The sequence below is a fragment of the Bacteroides sp. D20 genome (genome assembly GCF_003436255.1).
GTDB lineage: Bacteria > Bacteroidota > Bacteroidia > Bacteroidales > Bacteroidaceae > Bacteroides > Bacteroides uniformis.
Map to the genome: position 1 here is coordinate 75,556 of NZ_QSOO01000003.1, position 18,101 is coordinate 93,656.

Annotated in this window: 11 protein-coding genes; 3 read left to right on the top strand and 8 right to left on the bottom strand. The window is 50.0% G+C overall.

Features of this window, described 5'->3' with window-relative positions; all coding sequences use genetic code 11:
* Positions 1–15: 15 nt before the first annotated feature.
* From DXD78_RS03865 to ychF, 6 genes are all read right to left on the bottom strand, one after another.
* Positions 16–2,193 (bottom strand): glycoside hydrolase family 3 C-terminal domain-containing protein, encoded by a 2,178-nt coding sequence (locus DXD78_RS03865; protein ID WP_009037473.1) that lies wholly within the window; start codon positions 2,191–2,193, stop codon positions 16–18.
* A gap of 34 nt (positions 2,194–2,227) precedes the next feature.
* Positions 2,228–4,564, bottom strand: coding sequence for an alpha-xylosidase (locus tag DXD78_RS03870; RefSeq protein WP_009037472.1), 2,337 nt, complete (start codon positions 4,562–4,564; stop codon positions 2,228–2,230).
* Positions 4,565–4,665: 101 nt separating this feature from the next.
* Positions 4,666–5,571, bottom strand: a complete 906-nt coding sequence (lgt, locus tag DXD78_RS03875) for a prolipoprotein diacylglyceryl transferase (RefSeq protein WP_117652546.1) — start codon at positions 5,569–5,571, stop codon at positions 4,666–4,668.
* Between the two features lie 86 nt (positions 5,572–5,657).
* Positions 5,658–6,578, bottom strand: coding sequence for a ketopantoate reductase family protein (locus DXD78_RS03880; RefSeq protein WP_005824862.1), 921 nt, complete (start codon positions 6,576–6,578; stop codon positions 5,658–5,660).
* A gap of 14 nt (positions 6,579–6,592) precedes the next feature.
* Positions 6,593–7,405 carry a carboxypeptidase-like regulatory domain-containing protein gene (locus DXD78_RS03885; protein ID WP_005824864.1) on the bottom strand — a complete coding sequence of 271 codons (813 nt, stop codon included), beginning with the start codon at positions 7,403–7,405 and terminating at the stop codon, positions 6,593–6,595.
* A 74-nt stretch (positions 7,406–7,479) separates the two neighbouring features.
* Positions 7,480–8,583, bottom strand: coding sequence for a redox-regulated ATPase YchF (gene ychF / locus DXD78_RS03890; RefSeq protein WP_005824866.1), 1,104 nt, complete (start codon positions 8,581–8,583; stop codon positions 7,480–7,482).
* 339 nt (positions 8,584–8,922) lie between these two features.
* Here ychF and DXD78_RS03895 point away from each other — a divergent pair, with 339 nt between their 5' ends.
* Positions 8,923–10,539: a family 43 glycosylhydrolase gene (locus DXD78_RS03895; protein ID WP_009037470.1), complete on the top strand. Its 1,617-nt coding sequence runs from the start codon at positions 8,923–8,925 to the stop codon at positions 10,537–10,539.
* A 270-nt stretch (positions 10,540–10,809) separates the two neighbouring features.
* On the opposite strand, the gene DXD78_RS03900 is transcribed toward DXD78_RS03895, so the two are convergent.
* Together DXD78_RS03900 and DXD78_RS03905 are read right to left on the bottom strand one after the other, a co-directional pair.
* Positions 10,810–11,433, bottom strand: a complete 624-nt coding sequence (locus tag DXD78_RS03900) for an HD domain-containing protein (RefSeq protein ID WP_005833925.1) — start codon at positions 11,431–11,433, stop codon at positions 10,810–10,812.
* A 106-nt stretch (positions 11,434–11,539) separates the two neighbouring features.
* Positions 11,540–12,955, bottom strand: coding sequence for a calcineurin-like phosphoesterase family protein (locus tag DXD78_RS03905; RefSeq protein ID WP_005833924.1), 1,416 nt, complete (start codon positions 12,953–12,955; stop codon positions 11,540–11,542).
* 215 nt (positions 12,956–13,170) lie between these two features.
* On the opposite strand from DXD78_RS03905, the gene DXD78_RS03910 reads away from it, so the two are divergent.
* Together DXD78_RS03910 and DXD78_RS03915 are read left to right on the top strand one after the other, a co-directional pair.
* Positions 13,171–16,221: a TonB-dependent receptor gene (locus tag DXD78_RS03910; RefSeq protein WP_005833923.1), complete on the top strand. Its 3,051-nt coding sequence runs from the start codon at positions 13,171–13,173 to the stop codon at positions 16,219–16,221.
* 56 nt (positions 16,222–16,277) lie between these two features.
* The gene (locus DXD78_RS03915) at positions 16,278–18,065 is read left to right on the top strand and encodes a RagB/SusD family nutrient uptake outer membrane protein (RefSeq protein ID WP_005833922.1); all 1,788 of its coding nucleotides are present in this window, start codon (positions 16,278–16,280) and stop codon (positions 18,063–18,065) included.
* Positions 18,066–18,101 lie beyond the last annotated feature (36 nt).

The window sequence follows — 18,101 nt, forward strand, 5'->3', positions numbered from 1 at the left end:
ATGGCTTTTTCATTCTTATAGCCTGATCTTTCCCTCCAACCGTATATCTTCCGATGAAGCCCCTATCAGCAGCTTCACCGTTCCGGGTTCTACAACGAACATCTGCTTTCCTTCGTTCCAATAGCCGAGCTCTTCTTTGGGCACGGTAAGCGTCACTTTCCGGGTTTCGCCGGCCTTGATGGGGATACGCCTGAAGGCGCGCAACTGCTTGGAAGGACGTTCCACTTTGGAGTCCGGATAGCTGGCATAGAGCTGTACGACTTCTTCTCCGTCGCGTCCGCTGGTATTCTTCACTGATACCGTCACGCGGATGTTCTTCTTGTCTTGCTTGACGGATTCAATCTTCTCGTACGTAAAGTCGGAATAGCTCAGACCATAGCCGAAAGGATAGAGCACAGGGCCTTGGTGGTACATATACGTACGTCCGTTGCGGATGTCGTAGTCCATTATGTCGGGTAGGTCGGTGATGTCTTTCACCCACGTCTGTACGGTACGTCCGGCTGGATTTACCTTGCCGAAGAGTACGTCGGCCAGTCCGTTGCCCTGCTCCTGGCTGCAGTGGGTGATGTGGACGATGGCAGGCACGTGCTCCTGGCTCCAGTTGATGGTGTAGGGGAAACTGCTGACGAGCACCAGTATGGTATTGGGATTGGCTTTGAGCACCAGCTTCACCAAGTCTTCATCGGGCAGCATCAGCGATTTGCGGTCCACGGCTTCGCGGCCGTCACTGGGGACGGGAGAGAACTTCCAGTCCGCACGCGTGCCGTAAGGATGGTTTCCTACACACACGATGGCAACGTCGGCGGCTGCAGCAGCCTTTTCTGCCTGGCCCATGCGGTTGTCTTCGGCGTGGATGATTTCGGTTCCTTCTTTCACAGCATTGCGTATGCCACTCAGAATCGTTGTTTCGTAAGGCGGGGTACCACTATACCAGTCTTGCACGATTTTGTCCGAATACGGGCCTATAACGGCTATTTTACGCAGCTTTCCGGCATCGAGTGGCAGGAGTTTTTTGTTTTTCAATAACACCACGGACTTGGCGGTGACTTCCCGTGCCAGCCTGCGGGCTTCTGCTGTCATGAAAGGCGGTGTCTCCGTACTGTTCTTTCCGATAGAGAGATAAGGGTTACGGGAGTTGTCCCCGTCCAGCAAGCCGAGCTTGAGGGCGACGAAGATGTTCCCGCGGATAGCCTTGTCGATGTCGACTTCGGTCAGTAATCCCTTTTCCAGAGCTTCCTTGACGTAAGGAACGTATGCGTCGAGAAATTGTCCTGTGGTGGCTTTTACTACGGCAGCAGCACCCTCCGCAAAGCTCGGAAAACTCTTGTGCGCTTCAATCAGCAGTTTCAGGGCACCGCCGTCCGTACAGATGATACCGTTGTTGCCCCACTGCTTGCGGGTAATCTCTTCGAGGCAGGGATGGATGGACATGGGGATGCCGTTCCAACTGTTGTAGGCGGCCATGAAGGCACGGCTGCCTCCCTCGGTGATGCCTTTATAGAAAGGATAAGCATAGTATTCATGGAACAAGCGCGTGTCGAAGTCGGAGGAAGTGCTGTCCCGTCCGTCCTCGTTGCTGTTGGCAAGGAAATGCTTCATCAGAGAGGCGGTTTTCCAGTAGCGGGGATGATTGCCTTGCAGGCCGCGTACGCTGGCAATGGTGAGTTGGGCGGTGAGGAAAGCATCTTCTCCGAAACTCTCCTCGGTGCGTCCCCAGCGTGGGTCGCGGGCAAGGTCGGCATTCGGAGCGCGCATCACGAGGGCATGACGCTTGTTGCCGGTGGTCTGCATGTAGTAGCGGGCTTCTTCAGCGGCTTGTTCCGCTACTTTCTGCACCAAATCGGTGTCCCATGTGGAGCCCAGACCGTAGGACTGGGGGAATATGGTGGTGGGGCAGTCGGTAGGGACTACTTTCCCGTCTTCCGTTCTTTGGCGTCCACCCCACATGGCAGGACCGCCGAGGGTCAGCCCGTGCAGTCCTTCGTAGTGTCCGCAACGGGGAATGTTGAAGCGGGGGACACCGAGGTCGGTGGAAAGAAGGTTTATCTTTTCATCCAATGTCAGGATGGAGAGAAGATGTTCCACGCGCTGTTCGTCACTGAGCGTGGTATCTTGAAAGGCTTGTGTGTGTTGTGCGCTTGCCTGTAAGCCGAATAGCAGGGGCAAGGCGAGGAACAATAACTTGTTTCGCATGGGGTATTAGGGTTTAATGTGTTTGATATACCGGTTATGGGATTGATATCCGTTGTAACTGTCCGTCCTGCGGCAGGCAGAGCAATCCTTCAGCTTTCTTTTCGTCTGCCAGATACTTCTTCCACGTAATCTTGTCCCATTTCATCTGGTCTGTGCATTGTGCCACGGGGATATGGGGGATGGCCGAACCGTCCTTTACAAGAATGACGATGGGCAGGGTGCCGCACTCGATATGGTTCCATCCCGGAGCATACACCTTTCCGGTCTGGTAGTCTATCCATTTCTGCCGTCCGGGGAGGTAGACATCCCGTCCGCTGCCCTCTTCGAGCATGGGTGCCACGAGGAGGTTGGAGCCGAACATGTACTCGTCCTCTACCAGCCATGCACCCGGGTCGTCGGGATACTCCAGCAGCAGGGCGCGGAGCATCGGCCAGCCGTTCTCGGTGCACTCTTTGGATTGTGCATATACGTAGGGCATCAGTTTGTACTTCAGTTCGGCACAACGGCGGAAATAGTCTGTGAACTCTTTCCCGTAGTACCACGGTTCGGTGGGAGGTGCTCCGTGCACGCGGCTGTGGCTGGTGAGGAAGCCGAAGGGTAACCAGCGGCGGTAGAGGCTTTCGGGGCTTTGGGTCACGAAGCCGCCTATGTCATTGCTCCAGAAGCAGAATCCGCTCAGTCCGATGGAGAGGCCACTGCGGATGGTTCCCTCGAAACCGGTTTCGGTAGTTGCGGCATCACCGCCCCAGTGCAATGGGTAGCGTTGTGAGCCTGCCCATGCGGAGCGTGCCCAGATGATGTTTTCGCCGTGCAGCTTCTTGATGATGTCGGCCACGGTCTTGTTGTAGCGCAGGGGATAGAGGTTGTGTTCGTATAGTCCGCTACGGCCGTTGGCATAGATGGCATCCAGTGGGGCACCTTCGCCGAAGTCTACTTTGATGGCACCTACACCCATTTCAATCAGATTGCCGAGCTTCTCTTGATACCACTGCACGGTTTCGGGATTGGTGAAGTCCAGCACCACGTCCTCGTAGGGAAGCTGTCCTTTGCCGTTGCGTACGTACAGACCGCGTTCCACCAGCTCGGGGAAGAACTTATTCTTCGGGGTAAAGTAGGGGAGTTGCCAGAGGCAGGTACGGAAGCCTTGTGACCTTAGGTCGGTGAGCATCTGCCGGGGATTGTCGAAGCGGTCGGCGGCAAAGGCGTAGTCGCATTGCCAGTCCACGCCGAACCAGCCGGTATCGAAGTGGATGACGTCGCTCGGTATCTTGTTCTCACGCAGTTTCCGGGCTACGTCGCGGCCCTCTGCTTCGCTGAAGTAGGTGATACGGCTCATCCAAGTGCCGAAGCTCCACAAAGGGGGCATTTCGGGCCGTCCTACCAGTGCGGTGTATTCGCTCAGCATCTCCTTTGGCGAGCCCAGAAAGATGAAGATGTCCATCGCCTCGTCTGCCATAAAGAGTTTGGTGGCTCCGATGTAGGAGCGGCCGAAGTCGCAGGTCACGGGGGCGGAAGTGTGCATAAACATGCCGTAGCCACGGTTGCTGAAGAAGAAGGGGATGGGCTTGTACATATCTGGGGTTTCGGGCCCTTGTGGGTCGGTGACAAAGAGGTTGACCTTCTGTCCGGCTTTGTTCAGTGCGGTGGCGGACTCGCCGCAACCGTAGATTTTCTCGTTCGGCGCGAGGCTGAATACGGGATTGATGCTGCGTGAGTTGTCCGAGCCGCGCTTGATGAAGCTGAATGGAGGTACCTTGACCTGCGTGGAGTCGTTGTCGCTCCAGCAACGGGTCTGTGTCAGCAGGCGTCCGTCGGCGTCTTTCAGTACCAGGCGCCAGGGATAGTTCTGGATGAGCAGGCTGCCGTATCGGGAGGTGTACAGCGTACCTTTGTCCGTCTTCTCGGCTTTCCAGAAGGAGCGTCCGTCGGCAGGCTTTCCTATGAGCATGGGGTCGTCGGCATCTTCTTTCGGTACGATGGGCGAGGTAAGCATACGGATGCGGAGGGTACGTTCGCTGACCGGTTCGACGGTGAACGTCAATTGCGGATTGTTGTCGTAGGCCGTCTCCGGGAAGTCCAGCGACTGGAGGGGCTGGTGCAGGTAGGTGTTTGCATTGAATGCCTGGCGGGGCATCAGTTGCTGGCGTTTCCATTGGACAGTCCCCTTGCCGGTGGAGGTGTCGAACGATACCAGGCTGTCGGCAAAGAAATAGGTGTTGCTGAAGTCCAGAAAATCCTGGCTCATGTCTTTCGGCTGGGAAAGCAAGTATTGCACGCCGGCATTTGTTTTCAGTTGGGCATGCGCAGGCAGGGTGGCAGTTGCTGCCAGCAGCATAAAAGCTGCCCCTTTCATCAGTTGTCTCTCTTTCATGATAAATATATGATTTACGGTTACTGTTTCGATGCCGTAAAAGTAGAGAAATCTGCACGGATGAAAGGGGTGGGTATGTTGCTTATGTAGGGCTGAAATGTTTATTTGGAAGCTTTCTTTCCGTAGAAACACATAAAATACACTCCGATAATCACAAACGGGATACTGAGCCACTGGCCCATGTTCAGCGTCATGCTGTCCTCAAAGTTCACCTGGTTTTCTTTCAGGAACTCGATGAAGAAGCGGAAGGTGAATATTTCCGTCAGGCAGAGTCCGAAGAAGAAACCGCGGTGATAGGGCAGGGAGGCTTCGGCCTGCACGGCGGTTGATTTCTGCTTGGTGGTGCTGAAGTCTGTTTCAAGTTTGGTTTCTTGTTTTTTCTGTCCGCGTTTGTATAGCCAGACCATCCCTAAGAAGAAGATGAAGTAGGCGATGGCTTCATAGAGCTGTGCCGGATGGCGGGGTAGTATGTCTTCTCGTTCAAAGATGAATGCCCAGGGTACGTCGGTCGGTTTGCCGATGATTTCGGAGTTCATCAGGTTGGCAAGGCGGATGCAGCAGGCGGTGATGGGGGTGGCAACGGCTATCATGTCGAGCACGTCCATGTAGTGCATCTTCGTCTTGCGGCAGTACATCCAGAGGGCGATAATCAGGCCCAGCGTGCCTCCGTGGCTGGCAAGGCCGGTGTAGCCCGTCATTTTCCAACTGCCGTCCGGCAGGATTTTTATGGGGAGAATCATCTCGAGGAAATGGTCCTGGTAGTAGGCCCAGTCGTAGAATATGCAGTGGCCCAGTCGTGCGCCTATCAGTATGCCGAAGAAGCAATAGAAGAAGAGAGGTTCGAATTTCTTTTCGTCTATTCTGCGGTCGCTATACTGGCGTTGCACGATGAAGTAGGCAAGAGCAAGACCGATAATCCATAACAGTCCGTAGTAGCGGATGGATATGCCGAAGAACTTGAACAGTTCGGGGTCGGGATTCCAGTTGATGGTGAGTAATGATAACATATTTATGAAGAATTAAATTACTGAATTACGGGGTTGTTCGGGACAAAGGTATGAAATTATCTCGTTTGGCAGTTCATCGTGGCAGTTTATTTGAATTTCTCCGCCACCATCCTATACGTCAGCACCTCAATCCCTTGTTCCTCTGCAGCCGTAATCATGTCGAACAACAAGCCTTGTACTTCGCTCTGATGTCCTTTGGCCATATCTTTCTGCATGGAGGCGGTACTTTCAGGGGCGAGTTTGTCTATTACTTTGAGGTTGTACTCCACGATGTCTTCCTTGAATTCTATACCCAATTTTCGGCCCAAAGCTGCGCTCTCTTGTGACAGTCCGATGAAGGTATCGCGCACCTTCCCCGGTTTCTGTACTTCGCCCATAGGCACGTCATAGTAGGCTCCGGTGACTGCCATAGCGGAGATGAACGACCACTTGACGAATGTGTCCCGGTCGATGTCGTCGGAGATGTCGGCTTTGATGCCGCTTTCCTGCAAATCGCGTTGCACGGCTTCCAATGTTTCACGGGAAACAATCGTGCTGCGGTGTGCTCCGTAGACGAGCCGGAAAATCTTTCCCATCTGCGTGATTTCTCCCCGTCCGGATACGAATCCTACGATGTAGATGCAGCCGTCGAGCACCGTGACGCCGGGGACCAACCGCTGGATACGGGGACCGGTTCCGTAAACATTCAGGATGGGGATTACCACTGTACGCTCGTGTGAGGCACGTTTGATGAGTTCCGTAATGGAGTCTACGGAATAACCTTTGACGCAGACGAAGATAACATCCGCTTTGCCTTGGAATTCTTCTGCGGTAAATGCCGCCACTTTCAGACAATGTTCACCTTTCAAATCGGAGTGCAGTTGCAGACCGTTCCCGCGTATGGCGGCAAGGTGTTCGCCACGTGCAATGCAAGTGACGTCTTTGCCGGATAATGAAAGAAAGGCGGCGATGCTTCCGCCTACGCCGCCGGTACCTGCTATGAGGTATTTCAGATTACTGTTTGCCATTTGTTGTGTATGGTTTATTGAACGTAGTTTTCCTTTTCCATATAGTAAAGCCCTTCGCCCCGGTCACCGTTTTCCATGTCTTCCAGCTCTACTTTGAAGATACGGTAGGGAAGGTCTTTTTTGGGATGCTTGGGCATGTCTACTGTCAATAGATAGGCGTTGCCATATTCGTTGCTGTCGAAATATTCTTTTATTTCCTGCTTCATCAGCACGGGGACTTTCTCGCCGTCTATCCAGACGGTGACTTTCAGTTGCCCGGGGCGGGGAGCCATCTGGCATTCTCTGGCTTCTTTGTTTTGTTCTTGTTGCTCAATGTCACTCAGGTTTTCACCGTGTACCAATGACTCGGGCTTTGTTTCTTTCATCCATTGGTAGGTACGTGTCAAGCTCATGGGACGGACGTATATCTGATAAGTAGGCATGGCTCCGGGGATGCAGAAAGCACGCAGGCCATAAGCTTCCATACGATGATAACGTATGTCGAGTGTAGTGTCGCGGTCGGCGATGAAATCCCAGGCCCAGAACTCCAGGCGGTGTTCAGTCTCGGGCAGCCCGCTTTTCATGGCAATGTGCGCATAGGAGGGCAGATAAATAGAGGCTGCACTTTGATATTTCCCTTTGGGTATACGGGCCGTGTAATGCCCGTCTTTGTCGGTTATGGCTTCTATGATGTCATTGAACTGCGGGTTTTGCCACCAGACGCTGGCACTGTCTATCGGCTGTCCGTTGTAATCAGTCACCCGTCCGTGAATGGTTACTGAGTCTTGCTGTTGTGCATAAACGGCAGTACAGGACAATAAGAATAAAAGGAAGATAATCTGTTTCATATTGTTATTGTATGGAGTTTATTAGAAAATGGCAATGTACAAAGAAAGTACATTGCCATCTGGAATGAATATCATTACACATTGAACCTGAAGTGCATGATGTCCCCATCCTGCACCACGTATTCCTTACCTTCCACACCCAACTTTCCGGCTTCGCGCACGGCTGTTTCGCTGCCATACTTGATATAATCCTCATACTTGATGACCTCTGCCCGGATAAACCCTTTCTCGAAATCCGTATGGATAACGCCGGCGCATTGCGGCGCTTTCCATCCCTTGCGATAGGTCCATGCCTTTACTTCCATCTCTCCGGCAGTGATGAAGGTTTCGAGGTTCAGCAGGCTGTAGATAGCTTTAATCAAACGGTTGCAGCCGCTCTCTTTCAGTCCCAGGTCTTCGAGGAACATCTGCTTTTCTTCGTATGTCTCCAGTTCGGCGATGTCGGCTTCGGTCTGGGCGGAGATGATGATGAGTTCCGCATCCTCGCCCTTAATGGCTTCGCGCACCTGCTCTACGTACTGGTTGCCGCTGGCGGCACTGACGTCATCCACGTTGCAGACGTAGAGCACAGGTTTGGTGGTGAGCAGGAACATCTGCTTGGCACATTGTTCCTCGTCGTCGTTCTGTGGGATGACGGTGCGGGCGCTTTGTCCTTGTTCCAGGGCATCCTTGTAGCGGAGCAGGAGTTCGTACTCTATCTTTGCCGCCTTGTCGCCACCCACTTTGGCAATCTTCTCTACACGCTTGATGCGGTTTTCCACCGTGTCGAGGTCCTTCAGTTGCAGCTCTGTGTCGATGATTTCCTTGTCGCGCACGGGGTTCACCGAACCGTCCACGTGGACGATGTTGCCGTTGTCGAAGCAGCGCAGCACGTGAATGATGGCGTCGCACTCGCGGATGTTGCCCAAGAACTGGTTGCCGAGTCCTTCACCTTTGCTGGCGCCCTTCACCAGTCCGGCAATGTCGACGATGTCGCACACGGCAGGTACGATACGCCCCGGGTGAACCAGCTCGGCGAGCTTCGTCAGTCGTTCGTCGGGTACGGACACTTGCCCCATTTGGGCGTCGATTGTACAGAACGGGAAGTTTGCCGCTTGTGCCTTTGCGCTGCTCAAGCAGTTGAAAAGAGTGGATTTTCCTACGTTGGGAAGGCCCACGATACCAGCTTTTAATGCCATAGTGTTATCTTGTTTTTTTAGTTATTGTTCAGTTAATTGGATGCAAAGATAGTGCAAACCGAATGCAGAATAAAATGAACTCGTTCATTTTTTATGCTGAGGTGCAGCCTATCTTCGCTTTTTTAAGCAAAGATAGTGCAAACCGGACAAACTTACTGAAAAATAGCTGATTTTTGCATACACCAACGAAGAAAGGAGGAGATGGGAGAGCCGCCGGAACGGTATTTAGAAATTCGTATTGAACGTGTTAATTTGCATTAAAAGCATGACGATGAAACGATAAATTGATAGTTTTGTCGCAATTATAATTTAAGTATCATTCTATAAATCAATGCGATTATGAAAAACAAAGTAAGAAAAATTCTGATGATTTTATCATGTCTCATCAGCTTGTCTTTTACATTATCTGCACAGAATCCTTATCTGCCGCTTTGGGAATTTATTCCTGATGGTGAGCCCTATGTGTTTGAGGATCCTGACTGTCCCGGCAAGTACCGTGTCTATATTTATGGTTCGCACGACAATCTCAAGTGGATGTATTGCGGACGTGACCAAGTGGTGTGGTCGGCACCCATAGAGGACCTGACCCGTTGGAGATATGACGGCGTGATATTTAAAGTCAATGAGTCGCCCGAGCTGTATAAACTGAATGCTGATGGAACCGACGACGTGCTTTTTGCCCCTGACGTGACAGTAACTACCGATACCGATGGTAAGAAAACTTATTACCTCTTTCCGAATAATCAAGGTAGTGGACGCAATTCCATGATTGCCAAAAGCGACCGTCCCGATGGTCCGTTTACAGTATGCAATTGGAACAAGGAACGTCCTCGCGAGACTTTCGGTTGTTTGGGATTCGACCCCGCAGTGTTTGTCGATGATGATGGACGTGTGTATGGTTATTGGGGATTTGGCATTTCGCATGGCGCGGAGTTGGACCCTGCTACCATGTGCACGGTAAAGCCGGGTACCGAAGTGGTGGAGAACATGATTTCAGGCTATCGGCAGGAAGGTATATTCCGCTTCTTTGAGGCATCCTCCATCCGCAAGATTGAGGATAAGTATGTGTTTATCTATAGCCGTACTACCGCTGAGGGTGAAGATGGCTTGCCGAACGCCAGCAACTATACGCTGGCATACGCTTATAGCGAGCATCCTCTGGGTCCCTGGACCTATGGCGGAACAATCATCGATGCCCGTGCGCGCGAGTATGATGAAAAAGGCAATGTGATAGCTTCGGCCATGCCCGGTGGAAATACGCATGGCAGTATCTGCAAGATAGGAGGGCAATGGTACGTGTTCTATCATCGCCAGATAGGTACTGATTGCTATGCACGCCAGGCTATGGTGTCGGCCATTGATGTAAAGGTGGAAAAAGGAAAAGGTGGGAAAGTCGTGATTTCGCGCGGGGAATTCAACTCTGAGGGTTTCCTTCTTGAAGGGCTCAATCCTATGCAGCGCATCTCGGCCGGGTTGGCTTGTTGGCACACCAATCCCGGAGGTATCAAAGAGGTCTATCCCCATTATGTCTACACGGGGTCTTACATCCGGCCTGTGTACCGGGATAATAATCCCTATGCCGGCGATAACAACCACAAAATCCCGTTCGCTCCGGTGGTGAATAACACAAGTGGGTCGATTGTAGGATATAAATACTTGAATATGAATGCCGTTCCGCGAGATAAGTCTTTGCAGATGCAGTTAAGGTTGAAGGCTGAAGATACCGACGGGCGCATCCGCATCATGCTGGGTAGCCCTTGGACAACAAAAGGCGGTGTAGAGATAGGACTTGTGAATGTGAAGGCTGGCAGCACTTGCAGGGAGTTCTATGCTTCGCTCTCTATTCCGGCAAAGCTGCATAAGGGAAAGCAGCCGCTCTTCTTTGTCTTCGAATCAGAGACCGAAGGCCAGTCCATCTGTGAGTTTTATGATTTCCTCATGTTGGCACGCCCATAAGTCTTTATACTTATGGAGGCGGATACTTATCTTGTGAGACCTTCTAAATAGAGCTATTGTATTAGTTCACAGCACTGAACACTTTGTTACACCCCGTCGGAACAGATTGTTTCTCTTGTATGAAACGACTTGTTTCGACGGGATAAAACGATTTGTTCCGTTATAGGAAACACTTTGTTTCCTTATAGAGAACACTCTGTTCCATTATAGGAAACAAACCGTTTCCATAGTCGGAAATGAAATGGGGCATATGCTTCATTGATACCGCTATTACTTTTCCTCCTCGAATATTCGGTTGAAAACTTGCCGCAGCTGTCCTTCGTCTGCGATAATGGCTTGGAGCTTCTTCAGCTGTTCCGCATTCTTCCCCTCGGGAAACCAGAGCTTCAGATAACCGCCAGGTGCATATTTTGCCATGAGATGCTGATGGAACCGCTGGTAGTGCCACTCCTTGTCGGCGGCAGGATTCTGTTTCAATCCGTACTGCACGGTGCGGCGCAGGGTGATGTCCGGGTCGATGATACGGTCCGCTTCGGCAACAATCTTGCCGTAGATGCTACGAGGTTCGTGGTCTGTAGAGGCCCGGTGGTCCTCTACGGCTTCTTTCATGAGGAGGATTTCCGTGTCGGAGAACCATTGCCGCAGGGTGGAGTCCGCCATCAGTATCTCGCCGGAGACAAGGTGGTGGGTGGCGCGGTCGCGGCACAGTCCCGTGTCATGGTAGGCGGCAATGACGTATGCCAGGCGTTCGTCCGCTTCGGGATATTGCCGGGCGAGGGCAAGGCTTTCTTCGATGACGGTGCGGACGTGTGAGAGGTTGTGTGCTTTGTCAAACTCCTTGTAACGGGGGATGATTGCTGTCTCGATGTAGGTAATGAGGGGCTTGGGTATCATGTGGCATTCCTTTTTCGGGTAAAGGTACGAATAATAACCGATAGCTGAATAACGAGGAGCAGGGAATGGCTCATAATCAGGTACCGATTACTATCTGTCTGTTTACTTAATGTTCCAAAGACTGCTCGTAGCTTTTCCCGTTGGCGTCAGTCACCACGATTTTTATTTTCTTTGCTTTATCGCTCGGTTTTGTAGAGAAAAAGAAATAAGCATTCTTGTTAGCTTGGCGACCACGTTCCTTCATATCCTTTCCCTCTGTGACAGCTTTGCGCTGCAGGAAGAAATCATAATCAGGATCCATGCCTTTATACTGCTTCATTTCGCCTTTCAACTTCCCGTCTTCGTAGTATTCCACTTTCCAGCGGTTATCCCAATTCCATACCTTGACGCAGAGTTCGTCTTCATGGCCGGGTACTGTACCCACGGGATAGTAACGGAACTGATAGTCACGGTCATGTCCTAATGACTTGAAATAATTTGCAATTCCGTTCTTGCCGGATTCGAATACTTGGTAGCCAATAGGGGTACCGTCTTTGCTATAGATGCCGTCCCATAACCACCACGCGCCTCCGATGGAGGCGATATTGTACTCACGAATGTTGTTTCTGATTTGTGTGTTGCATTGTACATGAGTGTGACCACTGAGAATATCTACCTTATAACCCTCGAAAAGGTCGAGTAACTCGGCTACGCGTCCCAACTTGTAGTTCTCGTTATAGAAGTATGCCGGAGCATGCATGCAAACAAACAGATGAGCCCCTTTGGGGACGTACTGCAGATAGCTCTTCACCCAATTGAGCTGCTGATCATTGAGCCCCACTTCATACTTCTTGTTTCCTTTATAAAGGATATTGTCCAAAACGATATAATAGTCTTTTCCAGCATTGAACGCATAGTAAGTGGGTCCAAAGAAATGCCGATAAAGATGTGCACTGGCATCATCGTCGCTCACCTCCTTGTCGTGGTCGTGGTTGCCGATAACCGGATAGATGGGAATTTGGATCTTTGCTATCTCTTGCTTGATGTGGGGAAACATTTCCAGGTTATCCCATAAGATGTCACCCAAGAAGATGGCGAAAGCAGGAATATTCTGGCTCATATATTCAAAGCCCACTTGCTTGAGGTCGGGGAAAGCTTCCGTTTCAAGCCGATGGAATGCGTTCTCTCCGCGCGGTTGTGTATCGGCTGCTGCCATCATGGCGTATTTGCCTCCTACTGTTCCCCAGCGATGGAGCTGGAAATCGTGGCTGTTCTCGTTCAGAGTCTTATAGAAGACGGGAGTACCCCCGTTGCAAGGAGCCATATAGCCTGAAGGTGTCACTACATAGATAAAGTGGGCCTTCTCATCAGCATCAATCATATAGCTTCCGTCTTCACTGGTAAGAGCGAATGCGGTGCCATCGGTTACTACAACTTTGGCCAGCCCCTTGCCGTCGGCCATGACTTTGCCTTTAATCTCTTTAGCTTCTGCCCCTATTGCCATAAGCAGCAATGCGGCGTAAAAAATGTTCTTTTTGTTCATTGCTTTTCTCTTTCAATTATTTGTTGTTTGAATTGAGAGCAAAAATAGGTGAGTGAAATTACTTCGTCGTTTCTATGGGGTTACGTTCAAGTTACATATGTCGGGCTCTCATCCGGTGTCATATCAAAATCACAGAAGTGACACAAGTCTGTAATACAGCATCCATTCTTTTGCAGCCGAAATTAAAATCATCATAGAAACTAATGAAAACAAGAATGATTAAATCCTTTGTGTGTGTATGTGGGCTGCTTGTTTCGTTGAATGTAGTCGCAGCTTCACTGAAACCCGTCAAAGGTAAAGTGGTGGACCGGTTCAATAATCCACTTCCCGGTGCTACAATTCAAGTGACCCATTCTCCCGAGAAAACCATTACCGATGTGGACGGCAACTTCAATTTTGAAACCATCGAAGACGCGGAACTCATCGTATCCTACATCGGCTTCCGTACCCTCAAGCTGAAGACTGCAGGGGAGAACTTCATTCATGTGGTACTGGATGAAGACTCACAATTGCTTAACGACGTGGTAGTGGTAGGTTATAGCACTAACAAGAAGGTTAATCTGTCAGGCTCGGTTTCTTCGCTTAACAGCGAGAAGCTTGCAAGCCGTCGAGTATCAAACGTATCTTCGGCTCTGCAAGGCATGGCTGCAGGTGTAACTGTCACTACACAGAGCGGTGAGCCAGGCGGCAATGGCGGTCATATACGTATACGTGGTATCGGAACCTTCGGTGGTGATAGTGCCGCCCCGTTGGTGTTGGTCGATGGCGTAGAAGGAACCATAGATGAAGTGGATCCTAACATCATCGAGTCAGTGTCCGTCTTGAAAGATGCTGCATCTGCATCCATCTATGGCTCACGTGCTGCCAATGGTGTCATTCTGGTGACTACCAAACGGGGTGGCAGTCAAGACAAGTTCAGCATATCCTATAAAGGATATTTTGGATTCCAAGGCGCAACGATGCTTCCTCAAAAAGTGGATGCATTGGAATATATGCAATTGGAAAATGTGGCAGCAGGTAACGACGGATCCGACCTGCCCTATAGTGATGAATATATAAGGGAATATGTGGCTGGCATGGCTACTGACCCGGACATCTATCCTAATACAGACTGGCAGGACTTGATTCTTACAGAAAACGGATTCAACCATGGGCATACGCTTACTCTGACTTCTTCATCAGAACGTATCAAGACACTTACTTCTATAGGGTATCTGGACCAGACGGGTATAGTGGTCAATTCCTCTTACCGTAAAATCTCTGTACGCAACAATATGGACATCAAGCTTAGCGACCGTCTGGACATGAAGTTTGACATACAAGTAAGCAATGCCAATAAAAATAGTTCTCCCTACGAAGGACATGCCTTCAATTATATGAACACCCGAACCCCGAACATTGTCAATCAATTTACTACTGGTCTTTATAATGGGGCAAATGGTCTGATGGGCAATAACCCCGTGCTGTTGTTGCGTGAAGGCGGTATTGTGAAAAACAATGTTATCCGTGCTACCATGGCGATGGCTCTGACCTATAAGATTCTCGATGGATGGAATGTGTCAGTTCAAGCCACTCCACGTTATATCACCAAGAATAACCATAACTATAAGAATTCTGTCACCACGTATGGTGACCCGGAAGGTACTACCAGCTTCAAGAGCGGCGAAACCTACAACTCGCTTACAGAATCGGCCTATCGTTACTTCTACTGGAACACACAGGCACTGACCAACTATGAGAAACAGCTGGATGACCACTACTTCAAAGTAATGGCAGGTATGGAGTGTCAGACCTATACAGAAAAGACTCTTTCTGCCTATCGTCAAGTATTCAACTTCCCTCAATATGACCAAATTGATGCCGGTAACATTGAGAACATGAACAATGGAGGAGGGGAGTACCAATGGGCCATCAACTCCTTCTTTGGCCGCTTGAATTACAACTACAAGGAACGCTACCTTGTGGAGGCCAATATCCGTACCGACGGTTCTTCCAGATTTGCAGAGGGTAACCGATATGGCGTGTTCCCTTCATTCTCTGCAGCATGGCGCATCAGCGAGGAACCCTTTATGGAATCTATACGCGATAGAGTGGATAATCTGAAATTACGTGCCTCTTGGGGCAAACTGGGCAACCAGAATATCGGAAGTTCCTATTATCCCACTACTCAGCAACTCTCTACGGGCTCTATATCTATGGGAGGTAATCTTTACACGACCTCTGCTGTTACCTCGCTCTCCAATAGGGACCTTACATGGGAGACTTCTACCATGACTGACTTAGGCATAGATCTTTCACTGTTCGGCTGTATCAACATCACTGCCGACTGGTATAGGAAGATAACGGATGGTATCCTGATGAAGCTGGACATCCCCAACCACATTGGTATGGGTGCTCCCTTCCAGAATGCCGGCAAGGTAAGAAACCAGGGATGGGAGCTAAGCGTAGGCTACAGCAAGAAGCTGACGAGGGACTTTTCGCTGGATGCCGCCCTTACGCTGAGCGACGTGAAAAACACCATCACCGACATGCGGGGCACAAGCAGCACAAGCGGTGATATTCGTAACCAAGAGGGGTCTTCCATTAACTCCATTTACGGATTGATATGCGACGGTTTCATCAATTCACAAGAAGAAGCGGACGAAATCAATGCCAACTGTCCCCAATTCGGTACAACCGTATATCCCGGTGACCTGAAATACCGGAATGTCAGCGGAGACAACAAAATTACTACAGATGACAAGACGATTATCGGAAGTACAGTTCCACGCTATAGTTATAGCTTTAATTTAGGAGTGGGATACAAAGGAATTCGTCTTTCGGCTTTCTTGCAAGGAGTTGGCAAGGCCGACGGTTATCTCAATTCCTACTACGTGATGCCTTGCTATCAGGGAGGAACCTACCGCAAGGAACACCTTGACTATTGGACGGAGCAGAATCATGATGCATCCACGCCTCGCCTCTCTTATAAGAGCAGTAACAACACCTATACATCATCCTTCTGGATGAAGAGTGCCGCTTACCTGCGTCTGAAGAACCTGCAGCTGGGTTACGACCTGCCCTCCAAGTGGATGAAAGCCATCGGACTGAAGTCTGCCTACATTTATGCCAATGCTGAGAATCTCTTGACTTTTACTGACTTTTGGGATGGCTATGACCCCGAAGTCAACTATAACGCATCAGCAACAGATGGGGTATCTCTGGGTGCGGCAAACAATTATCCCCAGACGAAAGCCTTCACTTTTGGCGTTGACATCAAATTCTGATTAGCCGGAATAGGGAAACCGTCTGTATTCAAGAAGACATAAAAAGAAAAAATGATATGAAACGAAACAATATTTATACAGCACTCCTTTCGCTGTCTCTATTAGGTCTCGGTGCTTGTTCACTCGACCTTGAACCACTCACTTCACCGTCTTCTTCCTCTTATCCTTCGAGTATGGAAGAGGCGAATTTCGGTTTGAACGCTGTTTACTCATCTCTGACAGCTTATAGTGCCAGCACCACCACCTGGTGGAAGGTGACAGACAATATTACCGATATTGGTGCTACACGTGTCAACACGGCTATGTATACGGAATTAATCACCTCCGGAGCTTCTGCTGAAAACGCGGTGGCAAACAAGCTTTATAATTGCGTGTATAAGACCGTGGCACGTATCAACCAGCTTCTCGATGCGCTGGATAATCTGCGTGGCACAGCCTCTGATACGGATATAGAGAGTATACGGGCAGAGCTGCTGTGCATACGGGCATTCTGTTATGATCAAGCTTGCCAGCACTATGGAGACTTGCCGTATGTGGTCCACACAGCGGGTATAAATGACAGCCAGACCCCACGTACACCGAGAGAGACCATTGTAGAGAATCTGCTTTCGGATCTTAGCGACGAGTGTTTGGCTAACCTTCCACTCCGCCATAAAGCAGAAAGCTATGGCAGTGCACGCATCGGACGGGTAGCAGCGTATGCGTTACGTGCCCGTATTGCCTTGAATTGGAAAAAGTATGACTTGGCTGCCAGTTCGGCCAAACAAGCCTTGAATTTGGCTAAGGAGGCAGGCTTTGAATTGGAATCCATCAATACACAGTATTGTGGAGAAAGTCATGAGGCAGGAGAGCCAACCGGTCAGACGGCTCTGTTTGGTTATGACGGTGAGGCAAGCAATGAGTGGCTCTGGTCCGTGCAGTATGATGCGGTAATATCCAGTAATAAAACCAAGGAGGCATATTACATGGCTCCACGTACACTGGGAGGATGCGCCTATTTTGGTCCTACACAAACATTTGTTGATATGTTTCAATGCAAGGATGGCAAATCGATTACGGAATCTTCTCTGTATGACTGGCAGAACCCTTGGCAAAACCGGGACCCTCGTCTGGATCTTTTCTGTTTGCGACCTGGTTCACGCATATTCAATCTAGAATTCCAGACTTCCACTACCAGTAAAAAGATTCACGACTATAGCACGGGCAAGGACGTGACAAACATGGAGTCACAGGGAACCAAGGGCGTATACGGTGCCAATGGCACTAAAGGTCCTGCTGGATATCTCTGGAGGAAATATTTGGATATAGCCGAGTTGGAAAGAGCTGCAATCTCCAACCATGAAACCAGTGATCTTAATTGCGGCTTGATGCGTTTAGCAGAGGTTTATCTAATAGAGGCAGAAGCCAATATTGAAATGGCTGATGGCAATCTGGAGTTAGCACGAACGGACATCAATATAATTCGTAATCGTGTAGGAATGCCCGATGTGGTAGTTACTTCGCAGAGCGGACTCCGAAAGGCATTACGTTACGAACGTACTGTTGAACTTTGTAATGAAGGTTTTCGTTGGTTTGATCTCCGTCGTTGGGGTATGGCTTCTACAGTGATGACAGGTAAGATTTATGCTCCCAATCAAAAAGGGCTTATGTCCAATGCCAAGCCTTCATTTGATGACAACTGGCATCCGGCATATTCAGAGGGTAGTTCTTGGGATGGGAAAGCACTGAATCTCCGTGTGTATAACACGATGAAGTATATCAAAGGAAAGGATGAACTTTGGCCGCTTCCCCAAAGTGAGATTGATACAAACAGTGCCATTATAGAAAACAATCCAGGATACTAATCGTGTAAGGTTATTGGTATCTGACGGAAAGGATTT

Bases quoted from the DNA above. Each gene is read 5' to 3' on its own strand.
- DXD78_RS03865 (WP_009037473.1), bottom strand. From the start codon at position 2,193: ATGCGAAACAAGTTATTGTTCCTCGCCTTGCCCCTGCTATTCGGCTTA.
- DXD78_RS03870 (WP_009037472.1), bottom strand. From the start codon at position 4,564: ATGAAAGAGAGACAACTGATGAAAGGGGCAGCTTTTATGCTGCTGGCA.
- lgt (WP_117652546.1), bottom strand. From the start codon at position 5,571: ATGTTATCATTACTCACCATCAACTGGAATCCCGACCCCGAACTGTTC.
- DXD78_RS03880 (WP_005824862.1), bottom strand. From the start codon at position 6,578: ATGGCAAACAGTAATCTGAAATACCTCATAGCAGGTACCGGCGGCGTA.
- DXD78_RS03885 (WP_005824864.1), bottom strand. From the start codon at position 7,405: ATGAAACAGATTATCTTCCTTTTATTCTTATTGTCCTGTACTGCCGTT.
- ychF (WP_005824866.1), bottom strand. From the start codon at position 8,583: ATGGCATTAAAAGCTGGTATCGTGGGCCTTCCCAACGTAGGAAAATCC.
- DXD78_RS03895 (WP_009037470.1), top strand. From the start codon at position 8,923: ATGAAAAACAAAGTAAGAAAAATTCTGATGATTTTATCATGTCTCATC.
- DXD78_RS03900 (WP_005833925.1), bottom strand. From the start codon at position 11,433: ATGATACCCAAGCCCCTCATTACCTACATCGAGACAGCAATCATCCCC.
- DXD78_RS03905 (WP_005833924.1), bottom strand. From the start codon at position 12,955: ATGAACAAAAAGAACATTTTTTACGCCGCATTGCTGCTTATGGCAATA.
- DXD78_RS03910 (WP_005833923.1), top strand. From the start codon at position 13,171: ATGATTAAATCCTTTGTGTGTGTATGTGGGCTGCTTGTTTCGTTGAAT.
- DXD78_RS03915 (WP_005833922.1), top strand. From the start codon at position 16,278: ATGAAACGAAACAATATTTATACAGCACTCCTTTCGCTGTCTCTATTA.